Origin of the sequence: Stenotrophomonas sp. TWI809 (assembly GCF_039673205.1) — a bacterium.
GTDB lineage: Bacteria > Pseudomonadota > Gammaproteobacteria > Xanthomonadales > Xanthomonadaceae > Stenotrophomonas.
Genome location: NZ_JBDJLE010000004.1, coordinates 94,234 through 112,232, shown reverse-complemented (window position 1 = coordinate 112,232; position 17,999 = coordinate 94,234). Strand labels below are relative to the sequence as shown.

At 69.3% G+C, this 17,999-nt stretch carries 12 protein-coding genes; 4 read left to right on the top strand and 8 right to left on the bottom strand.

What is annotated here, in order from left to right:
- Positions 1-82: 82 nt before the first annotated feature.
- Positions 83-991: an NAD(P)/FAD-dependent oxidoreductase gene (locus tag ABE472_RS04770; RefSeq protein ID WP_346465681.1), complete on the bottom strand. Its 909-nt coding sequence runs from the start codon at positions 989-991 to the stop codon at positions 83-85.
- Entirely contained in the window at positions 981-1,433 is a 453-nt protein-coding gene (locus ABE472_RS04765; protein WP_313219329.1) for an Rrf2 family transcriptional regulator, read from the bottom strand. The genes ABE472_RS04770 and ABE472_RS04765 overlap by 11 nt, the downstream gene beginning before the upstream one ends.
- A gap of 181 nt (positions 1,434-1,614) precedes the next feature.
- Here ABE472_RS04765 and ABE472_RS04760 point away from each other — a divergent pair, with 181 nt between their 5' ends.
- Positions 1,615-3,747: a methyl-accepting chemotaxis protein gene (locus tag ABE472_RS04760; RefSeq protein WP_346463412.1), complete on the top strand. Its 2,133-nt coding sequence runs from the start codon at positions 1,615-1,617 to the stop codon at positions 3,745-3,747.
- Positions 3,748-3,822: 75 nt separating this feature from the next.
- Here ABE472_RS04760 and ABE472_RS04755 read toward each other — a convergent pair whose 3' ends face one another.
- Entirely contained in the window at positions 3,823-4,725 is a 903-nt protein-coding gene (locus tag ABE472_RS04755) for a LysR family transcriptional regulator (RefSeq protein WP_102788681.1), read from the bottom strand.
- 126 nt (positions 4,726-4,851) lie between these two features.
- Here ABE472_RS04755 and ABE472_RS04750 point away from each other — a divergent pair, with 126 nt between their 5' ends.
- Positions 4,852-6,066 carry an MFS transporter gene (locus ABE472_RS04750; protein ID WP_313219325.1) on the top strand — a complete coding sequence of 405 codons (1,215 nt, stop codon included), beginning with the start codon at positions 4,852-4,854 and terminating at the stop codon, positions 6,064-6,066.
- Positions 6,067-6,202: 136 nt separating this feature from the next.
- Positions 6,203-7,006: a 2,5-didehydrogluconate reductase DkgB gene (gene dkgB / locus ABE472_RS04745; protein ID WP_346465679.1), complete on the top strand. Its 804-nt coding sequence runs from the start codon at positions 6,203-6,205 to the stop codon at positions 7,004-7,006.
- A gap of 57 nt (positions 7,007-7,063) precedes the next feature.
- On the opposite strand, the gene ABE472_RS04740 is transcribed toward dkgB, so the two are convergent.
- From ABE472_RS04740 to mgtE, 3 genes are read right to left on the bottom strand one after another with little or no spacing between them, the layout of a single operon-like run.
- Complete coding sequence (locus ABE472_RS04740; RefSeq protein WP_313209471.1) at positions 7,064-7,762, bottom strand: alpha/beta hydrolase; 699 nt, start codon at positions 7,760-7,762, stop codon at positions 7,064-7,066.
- A gap of 47 nt (positions 7,763-7,809) precedes the next feature.
- Positions 7,810-10,539 (bottom strand): bifunctional acetate--CoA ligase family protein/GNAT family N-acetyltransferase, encoded by a 2,730-nt coding sequence (locus tag ABE472_RS04735; RefSeq protein WP_346463416.1) that lies wholly within the window; start codon positions 10,537-10,539, stop codon positions 7,810-7,812.
- A gap of 53 nt (positions 10,540-10,592) precedes the next feature.
- Positions 10,593-11,963 (bottom strand): magnesium transporter, encoded by a 1,371-nt coding sequence (mgtE, locus tag ABE472_RS04730; protein WP_070469987.1) that lies wholly within the window; start codon positions 11,961-11,963, stop codon positions 10,593-10,595.
- A gap of 345 nt (positions 11,964-12,308) precedes the next feature.
- On the opposite strand from mgtE, the gene ABE472_RS04725 reads away from it, so the two are divergent.
- Positions 12,309-14,114 (top strand): monovalent cation:proton antiporter-2 (CPA2) family protein, encoded by a 1,806-nt coding sequence (locus tag ABE472_RS04725; RefSeq protein WP_313209476.1) that lies wholly within the window; start codon positions 12,309-12,311, stop codon positions 14,112-14,114.
- Between the two features lie 72 nt (positions 14,115-14,186).
- Here the strand turns inward: ABE472_RS04725 and ABE472_RS04720 are convergent, their stop codons facing one another.
- The gene (locus ABE472_RS04720; RefSeq protein WP_346465677.1) at positions 14,187-17,522 is read right to left on the bottom strand and encodes an ankyrin repeat domain-containing protein; all 3,336 of its coding nucleotides are present in this window, start codon (positions 17,520-17,522) and stop codon (positions 14,187-14,189) included.
- Positions 17,515-17,781 (bottom strand): YcgL domain-containing protein, encoded by a 267-nt coding sequence (locus tag ABE472_RS04715; RefSeq protein WP_019185480.1) that lies wholly within the window; start codon positions 17,779-17,781, stop codon positions 17,515-17,517. Before ABE472_RS04715 ends, ABE472_RS04720 begins: the two co-directional genes overlap by 8 nt.
- Positions 17,782-17,999 lie beyond the last annotated feature (218 nt).

Here is a 17,999-nt window from a genome sequence, read left to right as displayed (position 1 = left end):
CGTATGACGGACAGCCGCCGCAGGGCGGCTGTTTCCGTGTGGGGCGGGCGCTCGGTTTCCGGCCCGGCCGAGCGCCCTCGCCTTATCGGCTGGCCCGGCTGTCTTCGGCGACCAGCGCGTGGTGCAGGCTGACGCCGGCGCGCACGCCTTCGGCACTGGCCAGGCTGATGTTGCCGACCAGCGTTGCATCGCCTGCGGCATAGATGCCGGGCACGCTGGTCTGCTTGCCCGGGTCGACCTGGACCAGCACGCCGATCGGGCTGTTCTCCAGCACGCAGCCCAGCTGTTCCACCAGGGGTGTCGCCATGTGCTGGCGCGCGGTGACGAACAGCGCGCGCAGTTCAAGCCGGCGGCCATCGGCGAGCACGGCAGCGCTCAGCGCCGGTGCCTCGCCTTCGAGACCGATCACAGCCTCGTGCTCGATGCTGACCCCGCGGTGCTGCAGGGCAGCGCGTTCTTCCGGTGCCAGTGTCATGCCGTGCGCGAACAGGGTGACGTTGCCCCAGTCCGCGAGCAACGCGGCCATCGTCGCGGATTTCTCATGCCCGCCCAGCAGGCCGATCGCGCCGCCGCCGATTTCATAGCCATGGCAGTACGGGCAGTGCACCACGCTGTGGCCCCAGCGCTCGGCCAGGCCGGGCAGTTCGGGCAGTTCATCGGCGATGCCGGTGGCCAGCAGCAGCTTGCGCGTGCCCCAGGTGTCACCGTTCGCGGTGCCGACCACGAAACCATCCACGGTCGGCTCGGCCGTGCTGACCGTATCGTTGACCCAGCGCACCGTCGGGTAGTCCAACAGCTGCGCCTTGGCGTTGCGCAGCAGCTCGGCACCGGCGATGCCATCCTGGCCCAGCACGCCCTGGGAATGGGCGGCGAAGCGGTTGCGGGGCAGGCCGCTGTCGATCACCAGGATCTCGCGGCGCGCACGCGCCAGGATCAGGGCAGCGGACAGGCCGGCGAAGCTGCCGCCGACGACAATCGCATCAAACCTCATGGGGAACTCCTGCAGCATGGTGGGCCAGGTGGCGGGCGAATTCCTCGCCCAGCGTGGCCAGGGTGGTGTCACGCAGGCGGGCCTCGAGCAGCGCCTGGGCCTGGCGGTAACTGTCGTCCAGCGCCTCGTTGACCACGCGCTGCACCGGGCAGCCGCGCCCAGTCTCGCGCGCGCCGGTGTGCAGCAGGGCGGGCGCACCGATGGCGACATACACGTCGTGCAGGGTGATCTGCGCCGGCTCCCGGGCGAGTTGGGCGCCGCCCCCGTGGCCACGCACGGTGGTCACCAGGCCGCCTTTGTTCAGGGCCGACAGCAGACGGCGGATCACCACGGGATGGGTCGGCAGGCAGGTGGCGAGCTGCTCGGAGGTGCGCGGACCGTCCTGGCCGACCAGATGGGCCATCACGTGCAAGGCGTCTGAGAACTGGTTGCTGGATTTCATGTAACTACATTAGTTACATATTGGTTGCGTGTCCAGTCCTGTTTCGTTCCATATGCGACCAAAATTAATCTACACGCCATCGTCACAACGTTTAATGGAACGGCAACCGTGATTGGCGTCGCACTTCAGCCTGCTTTAGGCAGACCGATACCGCATTGCCCTTCCCCACTTTTCATTTCCCATGACGTCCTCCGCACCGGCGCGTCCACGCGCCCTGAGTCTTCAATTCAAACTGCTGGGCGCGCTGTCGCTCGGCCTGGTCATCATCGTGCTGGCGGCCCTGGCCGGGCTGGGGTCGGCCTGGCGGAACCTGTCGGCCGAGGTGCCCGTCGAGGTCGCCCGCAAAGCGCAGGCCGAGCTGCTGCAGCGCGAGTTCCGGCTGCAGGTGCAGGAGTGGAAGAACGTGTTGATCCGGGGCGCCGATGAGGCGCTGCGCGAGCGCCACCTGGCGGCGTTCGATGCGGAAGGACGCCGCATTGAAGCCCTGGCCGGCACGCTGGCGACCAGCCGCGATGAACAGACACGCACGCTGGCCAACCGGTTCCTGGCCGAGCACCGCGCATTGGAGGCCCGCTACCGCGGCGCGTTGGAGGCATTCGCGGCCAGTGGCTATGACACCCAGGCCGGCGACGCGCTGGTGCGCGGCGCCGACCGCGCCGTGGGCGCCACGCTGGATGCCTTGGCCGCGCGCGCCAGCGAACGAGCCGAGTACGAGACCGGTGCAACGGCCGAGCGCGCCCGCGCCGCGCTGGTCGCCTCGGCCATGGTCACGGCGCTGGCGGCGCTGGTGCTGCTGGCCGTGCTCACCCTGTGGCTGCGGCGCGCGGTGATCGCCCCGGTGGTCGCGGTCGAAGCCGCAGCCCGCGCGGTGGCACGCGGCGATCTGGAGCATGTGGTGGTGGTGCGCAGCGGCGATGAGATCGGTCGCCTTGGCACCGCGATGCGCGAGGTTACCCAGACCCTGAAGGGCGTGCTGGCCGCGCAGGCGACGATGGCGCAGCGCCACGACGCCGGTGAGATCAGCTACCGCATGGACGCCACGGCATTCCCGGGCGGCTATGGGCAGATGGTCAGCGACACCAACACCCTGGTCGCCAACCACATCCAGGTGAAGCTGCGGGCGATCGAGATCATGGGCCACTACGCGGTCGGTGATCTATCGGTGGACATGGAACGCCTGCCCGGCGAGAAGGCGGTGATCACCCAGGCGCTGGATACCGCCAAGGCCAACCTCGGTGCCATCAATGCCGAGATCAAACGATTGGCGGCGGCAGCGGCCGTGGGCGATTTCAGCCAGCGCGGCGATGAGGCACGCTACCAGCACGACTTCGGCGAGATGGTCGGCGGTCTCAACCGCCTGATGCAGACCACCGAGCAGGATCTGGGCGAGGTCTCGCGCGTGCTGCAGGCGATCGCCGGGGGTGATCTCAGCGCGCGCATGCGCGGCGACTTCCACGGGGTGTTCGCGCGCATGCGCGATGACATGGCGCGTACCACCGGTCAGCTGACCACCATCGTCGGCGACATCAAGCACGCCGCGCAATCGATCCAGACCGCCGCCGGCGAGATCGCCGCGGGCAACAGCGACCTGTCGCGCCGTACCGAACAGCAGGCCGCCAACCTGGAAGAAACCGCCGCCTCGATGGAGGAACTCACCTCCACCGTGCGCCAGAACGCCGAGCACGCGCGCCAGGCCAACCAGCTTTCGCTCAACGCCGCCTCGGTCGCCTCGCAAGGCGGTGAGGTGGTCGGCCAGGTGGTCACGACGATGGGGGCGATCCAGGCCTCGTCGCGGCAGATCGCCGAGATCATCAGCGTCATCGACGGCATCGCGTTCCAGACCAACATCCTGGCGCTCAACGCTGCCGTGGAAGCGGCGCGCGCCGGCGAGCAGGGCCGCGGCTTTGCGGTGGTCGCCAGCGAAGTGCGCACGCTGGCGCAGCGCTCGGCCAGCGCGGCCAAGGAGATCAAGGGGCTGATCGATCAATCCGTCGCCGATGTCGACAGCGGTGCCGCGCTGGTGCAGCAGGCCGGGCAGACCATGGGCGAGATCGTCGGCAGTGTGCAGCGCGTCACCGACATCATGGCCGACATCGCAGCGGCCTCGCAGGAACAGTCCGCCGGGATCGAGCAGGTCAACCAGACCGTGGTGCAGATGGACGAGACCACGCAGCAGAACGCAGCGCTGGTGGAAGAAGCTTCGGCGGCAGCGCGCAGCATGGAAGAGCAGGCCGTCGCCTTGAATGCGGCGGTGGATGTGTTCGTGCTGGATGCCGGGCGCGGTGTGGTGAGCGGATTGGCCCGCGCGGCGTGATGCAGCGGTAGTGCCGGCCGCTGGCCGGCAACCGCACGCAGCACGCATCGGAATGGCGCCGGCCAGCGGCCGGCACTACCGGACGTAGGGGGTACCCACCATGGCCTCGGCCAGGTGATCGAGGAAGGAGCTGATCCGCGCCGAGACCGCCGTGTTGCGGTAGTACACGGCGTGGATCGGCTGGCGGACCTCCACGGTGATATCCGGCAGCACCTGCACCAGGGCGCCGGCTTCGCGGTCGCGGTGGGTCATGAAATCAGACAGGCTGACGATCCCGACCCCTTCCAGCGCCAGCCGGCGCAGTGTTTCGCCGCTGGAGACCGCCACCGCCGGGCGCACGTGCAGCAGCGCGTCGGTCGCGCCGGGCAGCGGCCAGTGGTTGAGCGAGTCAGGCTCGTTGAAGCCGAGCAGGGTGTGCTCGGTCAGTGCCGCCACGTCGCGCGGGGTGCCGTGCTGCTCCAGATACGCCGGGCTGGCCATCACGCGCAGCCGGCTGTGGGCCAGCGGCCGCGCATGCAGGGTGGAATCGGCCAATGGCCCGATACGGATGGCCACATCGGTGCGCCGCTCCAGCAGATCGATGTAGCGCTCGCTGCTGTTGAGCTCCAGCGCCACCTCGGGATAGCGCGCGCGGTAGCTGGCCACCAGCGGGGCGATCACGTGCAGGACGAACGGCATCGCCGCATCCACGCGCAGGCGCCCGGCCGGTCGCTGACGGCGTGCGGCGATCTGCTCTTCGGCCGCTTCCACCGAGGCCACGATCGCGCGGGCCTGGGCCAGGAAAGCGTCGCCCTCCTCGGTCAGCTGCAGGCGACGGGTCGTCCGCGTGAGCAGGGTGGTGCCGAGCTTTTCTTCCAGCCGACCCAGCGCGCGGCTGACCCCGGAGGTGGTCTGGCCCAGCTGTTCGGCGGCGGCGGTGATCGACCCGCTGTCGATCACGGCGATGAAGGCCTGCATCTCATCGAGGGTGGTTTTCATGGCGGCGGCCCGGCGGAGAGGCTCCATTATTGACCATGGAGCAACAGTGATTGGCGTGAAGGCCGCTTTTTCCGCAAGAGTGCGGCGCGCAGACTGCGCAGCCTCACTCCCCACCGGTATCCGTCCATGTCCCGCGGTATCCCCTTGGCCTTGTTGGCGTTGACGCTGGGTGCGTACGCCATCGGCACGACTGAATTCGTCATCGTCGGCCTGATCCCGACGATCGCCGCCGACCTCGGCGTCACCCTGCCCTCGGCCGGCCTGCTGGTGTCGCTGTATGCGCTTGGCGTGGCGGTCGGTGCGCCGGTGCTCACCGCGCTGACCGGCCGGGTGCCACGCAAGACCCTGCTGGTCGCGCTGATGCTGCTGTTCACCCTCGGCAATGTGATCGCCTGGATGGCTCCGGGCTACGGCTCGCTGATCGTGGCGCGCGTGCTGACCGGCCTGGCGCACGGTGTGTTCTTCTCGATCGGCTCGATCATCGCCACCTCGGTGGTGCCCAAGGAAAAGGCCGCCAGCGCGATCGCGATCATGTTCACCGGCCTCACCGTGGCGCTGGTCACCGGCGTGCCGCTGGGCACCTTCATCGGCCAGCACCTGGGCTGGCGGGCCACCTTCCTGGCCGTGGCCGCGCTCGGCGTGATCGCGCTGATCGGCAGCCTGCTGTTCGTGCCGCGCAACCTGCAGCGCAGCGCGCCGGCCACGTTCGGCCAGCAGCTCGCCGTGCTCGCACAGCCGCGCCTGCTGCTGGTGTATGCGATCACCGCACTCGGCTACGGCGGCACCTTCCTCTCCTTCACCTACCTGGCCTCGATCCTGCAGGACGTGACCGGTTTCTCGGCCAATGCGGTCAGTGGCGTGCTGCTGGTCTACGGCGTGTCGGTGGCGATCGGCAACCTGTGGGGCGGCCGCCTGGCCGACCGCCGCGGCCCGATCCCGGCCCTGAAGCTGATCTTCGCGTTGCTGGCCGCCGTGCTGTTCTTGCTTACCTTCACCGCCTACAACACCTGGTTGGTGCTGCTGACCGTGCTCGCGCTGGGTGCGGTGGCGTTCGGCAACGTGCCGGGCCTGCAGGTGTACGTGGTCAAGCAGGCACAGCGGTTCGCCCCGCAGGCCGCCGACGTGGCGTCGGGCCTGAACATCGCCGCCTTCAACGTCGGCATCGCGCTCGGTGCTTCGCTGGGGGGCCTGGTGGTCGACCACTTCGGCCTGATGCATACCCCGTGGCTGGGCGCGCTGGTGGTGATGGGCGCCTTTGGCCTGACCGCGTTGAGCGGCCGCCTGGACCGCCGCGATGGGGTGGCCGACCGCGCCGAAGGCATCGCCGTGAGTGCGCATTGAGGGATCCCGGTCGCGGACCCGTGACAGCAGCCGACCAACGATTCGTTCCACGCAACCACAGCCGACCAACGGTCGGCTCTACCGTCGCTTTACGGTGCACGGCGTAGCCTGCACCTCACCCCATGAAGGAGTTTCCATGAGCATTCCCGCCTTCGGCCTCGGCACCTTCCGCCTGAAGGGCCAGACCGTGATCGACTCGGTGCGCAACGCACTGGACGTCGGCTACCGCGCCATCGATACCGCACAGATCTACGAGAACGAAGCCGAGGTCGGCCAGGCCATCGCCGAGTCCGGCGTGGCGCGCGAAGCTCTGTTCCTGACCACCAAGATCTGGATCGCCAACTTCCACCACGACGCGCTGCTGGAGAGCCTGCACGAGAGCCTGCGCAAGCTGCGCACCGACCACGTCGAGCTGACCTTGATCCACTGGCCGTCGCCGAAGGATGCGGTGCCGATGGCCGAGTATCTCGGTGCACTGGCCGAGGCCAAGTCGCAGGGCCTGACCCGCCAGATCGGCATCTCCAACTTCACCATCGCCCAGACCCGCCAGGCCATCGAGATCCTCGGTGCCGATGCGATCGCGACCAACCAGATCGAAGTCCACCCCTACCTGCAGAACCGCGCGCTGATCGCGTTCCTGAAGGAACAGGGCATCGCTGTCACCGCCTACATGAGCCTGGCCTACGGCGAAGTGCTCAAGGACCCGGTGATCCAGGCCATCGCCGCGCGCCACCAGGCCACCCCGGCCCAGGTCGCGTTGGCGTGGGCGTTGCAGCAGGGCTTTGCGGTGATTCCGTCCTCGACCAAGCGCGACAACCTGGCCGGCAACCTGTTGGCCGCCGATCTGCGCTTGAGCGATGAGGACATGGCGCAGATCGCCACGCTGGATCGCGGGCATCGCCTGGCGAACCCTGAGGCGATTGCGCCAGCCTGGGATTGACCGGTAGCGCCCGACCGTTGGTCGGGCGTGGTGGGCATGCCGACCAACGGTCGGCACCTACCCCTGCAACCACGCGCGCAGTGCCGCGCTGACCTCGTCGGGCTTCTCCATCGGGGCCAGATGGCCACAATCGGGCAGCACCACCAGGGTTGAATCCGGCACCAGCGCATGCATCGCCTCGCTGATCGCCAGCGGGGTGATGCGGTCGTTCGCACCGCATACGATCAACAGCGGATCGCGGTATCCGGCCAGCACGTCATGGCCATCCACCCGGTCCAGTGCGCTCTGGCGCAGGAACACCTCCGCGCCCAGCCGCGCGGTCATGTCGCGTACGCGCTGCACCAGCACATCGTCATCCAGCCGCGAGGCATCGATGTAGCTGCGCATCAACGTGTCACCGAAGCCGTGGAATTTTCCGGGCAGCCGCACGCTTGCCTGCTGCGTCCTCCGTTGCGCGGCGCGCTCGGGCGAGTCGGCATGGATCGAGGTATCGATCAGGGCCAGCCGCAGCACCCGCTCCGGCGCGGTGCGCAGAATCTGCTGGGCGACGAAACCGCCGAGGGAGAACCCGGCCAGGGCAAAGCGCGCCGGTGCCTGCGCCAGCACGTCATCGACCACAGCCTGCATCGTCTCGCCGCGGGTCTGGTCGCCCACGATGCAGTCGGCGATATCGGACAGGTCGGCGATCTGCGCACGCCAGAGTTCAGCGTCGTTGAGCAGGCCGGGGAGCAGCAGCAGGGGGAGGCGGTCGGTCATCCCGTATTGTCGCCCCGCCCACGTGCACGCGCCGTACCGCGATCGGCTCAGTGCGTTGCAGGATCGGGCGCCTGCGGCACCTGTACGTCCTGCACCGGCAGGGTCACCACCATCACCGTCGAATCGTCCGGGTCGAGCCGGGTCTTGAAGCCCAGGCTCTGGCACATCGCCAGCATGGTGCTGTTCTCGCGCAGCACCTGGCCTTCGATGATGTTCAGGCCCAGCCACTGGGCGTACTCGATCATGATCGCCATCAACCGCCAACCGATGCCGTGGCCCTTGAGGTCGGAGCGGATCAGGATGCCGTACTCGCCACGGTCGTAGTCCGCATCGGCGTGCAGGCGCACCGCGCCGAGCATGTCGCCGCTGCGCGGGTCGATGGCCACCAGCGCGATGGAACGCGCGTAGTCGAGCTGGGTCAGGCGCGCGATGAACTCGTGGCTGAAGTGCTTCACCGACTGGAAGAAGCGCAGCCGCAGGTCGTCATCGGTGACGCGCGCGAAGAAGGCACGGAACAGCGCGTCGTCCTCGGGGCGGACCGGGCGTACAAAGGCGGGGGCGCCGTCGGACAGGGTGATGGTGCGCTCCCACTCCTTCGGGTACGGAAACACCGCGAAACGGGGGTGGCCGCGGCCCTTGTGCAGCTTGCGCGACGGTTCGATCGCCACGCGCGCATCGAGTGCAATCACCCCGTCGCGGTCGGCCAGCAGCGGATTGATGTCGAGCGTGCGGATCTCGGGGATGTCGGCGGCAAGCTGGGCGAGCTTGACCAGGATCAGCGCAACCGCGCGTTCGTCGGCGGCCGGAACATCGCGGTACGCCTTGAGGATGCGCGAGACCCGCGTGCGGCCGATCAGTTCATGCGACAGGCGCAGGTCCAGCGGTGGCAGGGCGATCGCCTTGTCGTCGATCACTTCGACCGCAGTGCCGCCACGGCCGAATACGATCACCGGGCCGAAGGTCGGGTCATCGGCAATACCCGCGATCAACTCGCGCGCCTTGGGCCGCACGATGGTCGGCTGCACCAGCACGCCATCGATACGCGCATCGGGCCGCTTTTCATGCGCGCGCGCGATGATCGAGGTCGCCGCCGCATGCACGGATTGCAGGGTACCGAGGTTCAGACGCACGCCGTCGACATCGGACTTGTGCGGGATGTCGGCCGAGAACACCTTGATCGCCACCGTGGCGCCCTGCTCCAGCAATGGCTGGGCCAGGTCCATCGCCTCGTGGGCATCACTGGCCTGCATCACCGGCGCGGACGGAATGCCGTAGGCGCTGAGCAGCTGGTGGGTGGCGATCGGGTCCAGCCACTGCTGGCCGGCGGCCAGTGCGGTCTCCACCAGCGCGCGCGCGCCGGCGGTATCGACCACGAAATCCTCGGGCAGGCTGGGCGGGGTTTCCATCAACGCGGCCTGCGCGTCGCGGTAGCGCACCAGATGCTGGAAGCCGCGCACGGCCTCGGCTTCGGTCGGGTAGGTCGGCACGCGCGCGGCATTGAGCGTGGCGGTGGCACGATCGTCGTTGCCCAGCCACACCGCGAACACCGGCTTGTCGCGGTGGTGGCGCGGGCGCAGGCCGAGCGTGCGGGTCAGGGCCTGCGCGGCATCGGCCGAGGAGGTGAACGCGGTCGGCACGTTGACCACCAGCACGGCGTCGTTCTCGGTATCGGACATCAGCGCTTCGATCGCCGCGGCGTAGCGGTCGCCATCGGCATCGACCACGATGTCGACCGGATTGCTGCGCGACCAGCCTTGCGGCAGCACCGCATCGAGCTGGGCGACGGTGGCCGGCGACAGCTCGGCCAGGCTGCCGCGCAGGGCCAGCAGCTGGTCCACCGCCAGCCGCCCCACCCCACCGCCGTTGCTCAGGATCGCCAGGCGACGGCCCGGGAAGGTGCCGAGCCGGCCCAGTGTTTCGGCCGCGGTGAACAGCTCATCCAGCGCGCTGACGCGCAGCAGGCCCGCACGGTTGAATGCCGCACCGTACACCGCATCGGCGCTGGCCAGCGCCTGCACGTGGGTATCGGCATCGGGATTGATGCGGATGTGGCGGCCGGATTTGACCACCACCACCGGCTTGGCGCGCGCAGCGGCACGCGCGGCGGACATGAACTTGCGCGCATCGCGGATGTGCTCGACGTACAGCAGGATCGCGCGGGTGCGGTAATCGGTGGCGAAGTAGTCGAGCAGATCGCCGAAGTCGACATCCAGGGTGTCGCCGAGCGAGACCACGGCGGAGAAACCGACCGAGCGCGCCACGCCCCACTCCACCAGGGCCGCGGCAATCGCACTGGATTCGGAGATCAGGGCCAGATCGCCGGCCTGCGGGAAGTGCGCGGCGATGCTGGCGTTCAAGCGTGCATGCGGCGCGATCACGCCCAGGCAGTGCGGGCCGAGAATACGCAGGCCCTTGGGCCGGGCGGCGGCCTCCACCTGCGCGGCCAGCGAGCCCGGGCCTTCGCCCAGGTTGGCCGTCAGAATGATCGCCGCGCTGACACCGCGCTCGGCGGCCGTGGCCACCACCTGCGGCACGATGCTGGCCGGGGCGGTGATCACCACCAGCTCGGGCACCCAGTCCAGATCCTTGAGCCGCTTCACGGTGCGGATGCCGTCGATCTCGCTGTAACGCGGATTGATCCAGGCCACCTTGCCGGTGAAGCCGGTGCCGCGCAGATTGCGCATCACTGCGCGGCCAGCGGAGCGTTCACGTGGGCTGCCGCCGATCACGGCGACCGACTGCGGGCGGAAGACGGCTTGCAGGTGGTAGGTGCTCATGCGATCAGACAGTAACAGGGACGGGGGTGGTTATTAACCACCCCCCGTCCCTGTCAAAGGAGGGTGCCGCGCAGGATCATCGCGGCGATGCTGAAGTAGATGACCAGGCCGGTAACATCGACCAGCGTGGCCACGAACGGGGCCGAGGCGCTGGCCGGGTCGAAGCCCAGGCGCTTGAGGATGAAGGGCAGCATCGAGCCGGACAGCGAGCCGAAGGTGACGATGCCGACCAGGGCCGCGCCGATGGTCAGTGCCAGCAGCTGCCAGTGCTCGCCGTAGTCGTGCAGGCCCAGCAGCTGCCAGGACACGATGCGGATGATCGCCAGCACGCCCAGGATCGCGCCCAGGGTGATGCCGGTCGGCACCTCGCGCAGCGCCACCTTCCACCAGTCACGCAGGCGCAGCTCGCGCAGGGCCAGGCTGCGGATCAGCAGCGAAGTGGCCTGCGAGCCGGAGTTGCCGCCCGAGCTCATTATCAGCGGGATGAACAGCGTCAGCACCACCGCGCGTGCCAGCTCGTCCTCGTAGTGCTGCATCGCGCTGGCGGTCAACATTTCGCCGAGGAACAGCACGCTCAGCCAGCCGGCCCGCTTGCGCAGCATCTCGAAGAAGCCGATCTGCATGTACGGCTTTTCCAGCGCCTCCATACCGCCGAACTTGTGCACGTCCTCGGTGGATTCTTCGATCAGGGCATCGAGGATGTCATCCACCGTAACGATGCCAAGCACATGGTGCTGCGCGTCGACCACCGGAATCGCGAGCAGGTCGTGGCGGCGGATCAGCTGCGCCACCTCTTCCTGATCCAGCTGCACCTCCACCGTTACCGGCGGGTTGACCTGGGCAACGTCGAGGATGGGTTCCTCGGGCAGCCCGGTGATCAGCCGGCGCATGGTCACCACCTGCACCAGCGCGCGGGTGTGCGGGTCCAGCACATAGATCGCGTAGACGGTCTCGCGGGTGCGCTCGACCTCGCGGATGTGCTGCAGGGTGCGGCCGACCGTCCAGTCCGAGGGCACGCTGACGAACTCGGTGGTCATCAGCGCGCCGGCGGTGTGCGCCGGGTAGCTCAGCAACTGCTGGATCGCCTTGCGCGCCTCCGGGCTGAGCAGCGGGATCAGGCGCGCGCGCTCGTCCTCGTCCAGCTCGTGGACGATATCGGTGGCGCGGTCATCGGCCATCAGCCCGAGCAGGGCGGCGGCGCGGGCCACCGGCATGGCCGCCACGAGATCGCCGCCGCGGTTGAGCTCGGGCTGCTCGAGCATCTTCACCGCGCGCGGCAACGGCAACGCGGCCAGCGTGTCGGCGGCGCGCGACAGGCTCAGCGTGTTGAGGAATTCCACCGCATCGGCGGTGTTGAAATTATCGAGGGGTGCGCTCAACGAGGCGGCATCGGCCACCGGGCGCAGCAGGTCTTTCTGGTTCATCGTATTCGCCTGTGGGTATCGCATTGCGCGACGCCAACGCTGGCGAACCGACCCGTGTCAGGCGGTGGCCATCGCTGGCGTCGAGCAAGGTCGACTTCTACTGTCGCTGGACATGGGTTGGGGACTCCGGAAGGGTTTACTGCCGACGGCGGACGCCAGCAGCGGCGGGCAGTCTGGACCCGGGTGTGACGCAGGTCAACCCTTGTGCGGGACGCCGTTCCGGTGGGAGTCGCCTTCCGCACCCATCGCGGTCGCATAATGGCGCGTGGCCCCGGCCACAGGCCCCGGTCCGCCCGGGGAGGCTTTCCACCCGCACGGCACACGACCCCATGAGCAGGTTCCCCCATGCATAGCGGCGCGCTCGAGCTGGCCCTGGTGCTGCTGCTGGCCGCGGTGATCGCGGTGCCGGTGTTCAAAAAACTCGGCCTGGGCGCGGTGCTTGGCTATCTGGCGGCTGGCGTGGTGCTCGGCCCGGATGGCCTGGGTTTCGTGCAGGACGCCGACCGCATCCTCAGCGCCGCCGAGATCGGCGTGGTGATGCTGCTGTTCGTGATCGGCCTGGAGCTGTCGCCCGCCCGCCTGAAGGTGATGCGCCGCTCGGTGTTCGGTGCCGGCGCACTGCAGGTCGCGCTGAGTGCCCTCGTGCTGGGCAGCCTGCTGATGCTGGATCACTTCCAGTGGAAGAGCGCGTTGATCGTCGGCATCGCGCTGGCACTGTCCTCCACGGCGGTCGGGCTGCAGCTGCTGTCCGAACACAAAGCGATCAACAGCGATTACGGGCGCCTGGGCTTCGCCATCCTGCTCTTCCAGGATCTGATCGCGATCCCGTTGCTGGCGGCGATTCCGCTGCTCGGCGGTGCGCGCAACGACACTCTGCAGTGGAACGACGTGGCGATCGCGATCGGCGCGCTGGCGGTGGTGATCCTGTGCGGACGGCCGGTGCTGCGCCGGCTGTTCAACATCATCGCGCGCACGCGCAGCCCGGAGGTGTTCACCGCCACCGCGCTGCTGGTCGTGCTCGGCACCGCATGGTTCATGCAGGAGGCCGGGCTGAGCCCGAGCCTGGGCGCGTTCCTGGCCGGTGTGCTGTTGTCCGATTCGGAATTCCGCCACGAGCTGGAATCGCAGATCGAACCGTTCAAGGGCCTGCTGCTCGGCCTGTTCTTCATCGCCGTGGGCATGGGCATCGACCTGGACCGCATCGTCGCCGAGCCGATGATGATCGCCGCCGGCGTGGCGATCCTGCTGGTGGTCAAGTTCGGCCTGCTGTTCGGCATCGGCAAGCTGGCCAAGCTGCGCACGCGCCACGCGGTGCTGCTGGGCAGCGTGCTGTGGCTGGGCGGCGAGTTCGCCTTCGTGGTGTTCAACGAAGCCCAGCGCGCGCACCTGCTTGGCAGTGCCAACCATGATCGGCTGGTGGCGATCGTCGGCCTGTCGATGGCGATCACGCCGCTGTTGATGATCGGCCTGATCCGCCTGCTGGGCCGCGATGACGGTCCCAAGGCGCCGGCCCAGCCCGCCGACAAGGTCGACATCACCGATGTACAGCCGCAGGTGATGATCGCCGGCATGGGCCGCTTCGGCCAGGTGGTGGCGCGCCTGCTGACCGCGCAGAAGATCCCGTTCGTGGCGCTGGAGTCCAATCCGGATACGGTCTCGGACCTGCGCCGCTTCGGCAACAAACTCTATTACGGCGACCCCACCCGGCCGGAGATGCTGCGCGCCGCCGGCGGCGAGCACATCCGCGTATACGTGGTCACACTGGATGATCCGGACGCCAACATGCGGGCCACGCGGCTTATCCGGCGCATGTATCCCGATGCGGTGGTGCTGGTGCGCGCACGCAACCGCCAGCATGCGTGGCGGCTGATGGACATGTCCGCCGAGCCGTTCCGCGAGGTGTTCGGCACCAGCCTGGAACTGAGCGAACGGATGCTGATCGCGCTCGGCATGTCGGTGGAGACCGCACGCAGCCATGTGCAGCGCTTCCGCGAGCATGACGAGAAGCTGCTGCGCGATCAGTACCTGGTCTACGACGACGAAGCGGCGGTGATCCAGACCTCGCGCGATGCGCGCGCGGACCTGATGCATCTGTTCGAGGCGGATGCGGAGAGTGATGGGAAGGGTGTGGACGGCAACCCGCCGCGTTGATGAACCTGCAGGTGCACCTGCCCGTGCCTCATTGAGCGCTGCCGGCCAGCGGCCGGCACTACCAGGCGGGGCTCAGCCGTTATCGCGCAGGAACCGGGCCATCGAGGACACGCCCGGTACCAGCGGTTCGAATTCGCCGGCGACGTCGATGAAACCACGCATCACCGCGATCTCGCGCGGGCTGCGGTTGAGTGCGTCGCGCACGTCCGGGTCGGCGCCGGCACGCAGCAGGCGCTGCACCAGCAGCGGCAGGCCGTGCAGGGCCGCCAGATGCAGCGGGCCGAAGCCACGCGGATCCCGCACGTCCAGCGAGACCTCTTCGTCCAGCAGGCGCTCCACCGCGGCGAGCACGATCTGCTCGTCGCAGGCGGTGCCCGGTTCGGCGCGGGCGCCGAGCAGCAGCAGCAACGGCGTGACCGAGCCGGCGGCGGCCTGGTCCGGTTCGGCGCCGGCCAGCAGCAGGGTGTCGAGCAGGGCCAGCAGACGCGAGCGGTCGCGCGCACTGAAACCGTATAGCGCGGCGCAGTGCAGCGGGCCGAGCTGCTGGGCATCGCCCGCATGGACGTTGGCACCGGCGGTGAGCAGACGCGAAACAATGTCCGGCAGGCCCAGCGCCGAGGCCAGCATCAGCACGGTGACCCCGCCCGGCAGGCGGTATTCCAGTTCGGCACCGGCATCGAGCAGGGCCGAGACGATATCGATCTGGCGCATGCTGACCGCCGCCGACAGCGGCGTCGCACCGCTGGCCGCGGCGTGCTGCGGATTCGCACCACGGGTGAGCAGCAGGTCGACCACGGCCAGGTGCCCGCCACCGGCGGCACGCAGCAGCGCGGTGCAGCCTTGGGCGTCGACCACATCCACGGCGAAACCGAGATCGATCAGGCGACGCACGGCATCGGCGTCACCGGCCATCGCGGCCGCCGGCAGGTCGCCGTCGCGCAACGCGCGGCGCGGCAGCGGCCACACCCGCCAGTCCAGCCAGTCGGCCAGATCGCGGCGGCCGATCGACAGCGCCACGCCCAGCGGGGTCTGGCCGTCGGCGGCGCGGGCTTCGGGTGAGGCGCCCTGCTGCACCAGCAGCTTGATCGAGCCTTCGCGCGCGAGCGCGGTGGCCAGATGCAGGGCGGTCATGCCATGGCTGTCGCGCGCTTCGCGGTCCACGCCTTGAGTGAGCAGCGCCTGCTGCAGCCGCAGCCAGCCCAGCCGCACGGCCAGCGACAGCGGCGGATCGCCGGCCGGCGATGGCGCGAACGGATCCGCGCCGCGTTCCAGCAGTTCAAGTGCAAGCTGTTCCAGCCCGCGTGAGGCGTGGTCGTGCTGGGCGCAGGCGCTCAGCAGACGCGCCAGGCCACCGCGACCGGCCGGGGACACGCCACGGCGCAGCAGCACCTGCAGCGCCGGCACCGCGTCGATGCCCCGCGCCAGCAGCGCGAACATCGGGGTATCACCGCACGCATCCAGCACTTCCGGCGCCGCGCCGTGCGCGAGCAGCCAGTCCAGCGCCTGCGGATCCAGCGCCAGTTCGGCGTCGTGCAGCAGCGCACCCAGTTCCTCCGGCGCGCACAGGCGGGCCAGCGCGGCCATGCCCTCCACGTTGCCGAAGCTCAGCGCTTCACGCAGCAGTTCCAGTGGCGGACGGTCCGGCAGCGAGGGCGAGGCTGTGTCCCCGTCGCCGGACATCACCAGCCCATCGCTGACCGCGGACGGCAGCGGATAGGCGGGATCCAGCAGCGAGACGATCGCCCAGCGCCCGGCACCGGCGGCGATATCCACGGCACGGCGGCCCTGCGGGTCGGCCACGTCCACGGCGATGCCCAGATCACGCAGGCGGCGCACCAGCAGTGGCGAGACGTTGTCGGCCATGCAGGCCAGCAGCACCGCGTTGCGGCCTTCGCCATCAACCGCATTGAGATCGGGGTGGTGCGGCAGCAGGTGTTCGACCACGCCGGCCCGACCACCGCGCGCGGCTTCCAGCCACGGCGTGCGCGCCAGTCCGTCGCGGGCTTCCAGATTGGCGCCGGCGGCGAGCAGCACATCGATGATGTCGACATGGCCGGCCAACGCGGCTTCGTGCAGCGCGCTGCGGCGCTGGCGGTCGCGCGCATCGGCGCGGGCCTTGTGCTTGAGCAGCAGCTGCACACCGGCGGGATCGTCTTCTTCGGTGCCCGCGGCCGCCAGCAGCACGGGCGTTCCCTCGGCCGGCTCGGTCTTGGCCCCGCGTTCCAGCAGGAACTTGGCCAGGCGCCAGTTGCCCACCTGGCAGGCCACCGCCAGCGGTGACCAGCCATCGTCGTTCAGCGCGTCCACTTCGGCAGCGGCGTCGCGCAGCAACGCGGCGACGCCGGGATCGGAGCTGCGCGCGGCGTGGTGCAGGGGGGTGTTGCCTTCGCTGTCCACTGCACGCGGGTCGGCGCCGTTGGCGAGCAGGGTCATCACCGCCTCGGGGCGGCCGTGCCAGCTGTCGCGGGTGGCGGCCAGCAGCGGGGTCATGCCGCGGTGCGGCGCATTGACCCCGACGCCGCGGGCAATCAGTTCACGCAGCAGCCGCAGGTCAGGCAGCACCGCGGCGAGCACCGCCAGGCTGCGCTGGTCGCGCCAGGCCGGGTCGGGCAGGCCGTGCGGATCGGCGCCGGCCTGCAGCAGCTGCAGGGCGCGGTCGACCCGGCCGCTGCGCGCGGCGTCATACAGCGCCGGCTGTTGTTCGTGCAGGCCGATCGATTCGAGCGGCTTGGACTCGGGGTATGGCTCGGCAAAGGGATCGGCGCGGTCGCCGCGCGTCTCGGCCGGCACCGGCGCACCCAGGCTCGTCGCCGGCGAGATCGCCTGCAGCAGCACGTGCGCCAAGGGCGAGAGCAGCACGACCGCAGCGGCGATCGGCCAATGCAGCGCGTCCGACACCAGGCCCGGCCACGCCGGTAGCACCACCAGCGCGCACACCAGCACCACCAGTGCGGCCACGGCCAAGCCGCGCCAGGCGGTCAGGTCGCGCCCGGCCAGGGTCTGCCAATGCCGGGCCAGACTGCCCTCGCTGCGTTCCACGTCATTCCACAACGGCCAGGTTCGCCAGACCCCGAGCAGCGCGGCACTGACCGCCACGCTCAGGCCAAGCACGGCGGCCAGGCTGCCGCTGTCGTGCAGTGCGCTCAGCGGCCAGGCCACCAGCAGGGTCAGCAGCAGCGGGCCAAGGGACCACAGCGCCAACAGCGCGGGCGCGTCGTGGCGGGCCACCTGGGGCAATGGCTGCAGCGGGCGCGTCCGGCGCCACCACGATACCGCCAGCGCGAACGCCGGCTGGGCCAGCGCGGCGCACACCGCACCGGGCACGCCACCGACGGCCGCGGCCAGGGCCAGCAGCACACCGAGCGCGGCAGCGGAGGCAACAGCGCGAGGGCGTTGGGAGTCAGTCATTGCGTCGCGGGAACCGGACCGGCGCCAACGGGGGCGGCGGCAGCTGCAGGTGGAATCCACGCTCGGTCAGGTTCTGGCGCACTTGTGCGGCATCGACCTGGGCAAGGCGACGGTCGGGAGTCAGGGCCACTTCGAGAACGAACTGGAACGGCGCCAGCGAGGCCTTTACCGCGTCAGGGATGACCGAGAAGTCATCACGAACGGCGAGATAGACGAAGCTGTCCTGCTTGCGTTGGCTTTTATAGACGTAGGCTTGCATGCCGCAGGGCTTTGCCCAGGGTAGTGAATGACAATGATTGTGGAGGAAAGCCGACACAGGTGAAAGCCGCGTGCACTGTCCACCGTCGGTTTTCCGTCGCGCGACAGCGTCAGGTTCATCAATGTCGCGATGTCGTTCAGCTGGGCGCCGCTGCAGTCTGCCCGCGCCGCCGTGATGAATGCGTATCTGCGGCGGCTTTGGCAGGGGCAGCCGACCAC

Bases quoted from the DNA above. Each gene is read 5' to 3' on its own strand.
- dkgB (WP_346465679.1), top strand. From the start codon at position 6,203: ATGAGCATTCCCGCCTTCGGCCTCGGCACCTTCCGCCTGAAGGGCCAG.
- ABE472_RS04765 (WP_313219329.1), bottom strand. From the start codon at position 1,433: ATGAAATCCAGCAACCAGTTCTCAGACGCCTTGCACGTGATGGCCCAT.
- mgtE (WP_070469987.1), bottom strand. From the start codon at position 11,963: ATGAACCAGAAAGACCTGCTGCGCCCGGTGGCCGATGCCGCCTCGTTG.
- ABE472_RS04770 (WP_346465681.1), bottom strand. From the start codon at position 991: ATGAGGTTTGATGCGATTGTCGTCGGCGGCAGCTTCGCCGGCCTGTCC.
- ABE472_RS04740 (WP_313209471.1), bottom strand. From the start codon at position 7,762: ATGACCGACCGCCTCCCCCTGCTGCTGCTCCCCGGCCTGCTCAACGAC.
- ABE472_RS04750 (WP_313219325.1), top strand. From the start codon at position 4,852: ATGTCCCGCGGTATCCCCTTGGCCTTGTTGGCGTTGACGCTGGGTGCG.
- ABE472_RS04715 (WP_019185480.1), bottom strand. From the start codon at position 17,781: ATGCAAGCCTACGTCTATAAAAGCCAACGCAAGCAGGACAGCTTCGTC.
- ABE472_RS04720 (WP_346465677.1), bottom strand. From the start codon at position 17,522: ATGACTGACTCCCAACGCCCTCGCGCTGTTGCCTCCGCTGCCGCGCTC.
- ABE472_RS04725 (WP_313209476.1), top strand. From the start codon at position 12,309: ATGCATAGCGGCGCGCTCGAGCTGGCCCTGGTGCTGCTGCTGGCCGCG.
- ABE472_RS04755 (WP_102788681.1), bottom strand. From the start codon at position 4,725: ATGAAAACCACCCTCGATGAGATGCAGGCCTTCATCGCCGTGATCGAC.
- ABE472_RS04735 (WP_346463416.1), bottom strand. From the start codon at position 10,539: ATGAGCACCTACCACCTGCAAGCCGTCTTCCGCCCGCAGTCGGTCGCC.
- ABE472_RS04760 (WP_346463412.1), top strand. From the start codon at position 1,615: ATGACGTCCTCCGCACCGGCGCGTCCACGCGCCCTGAGTCTTCAATTC.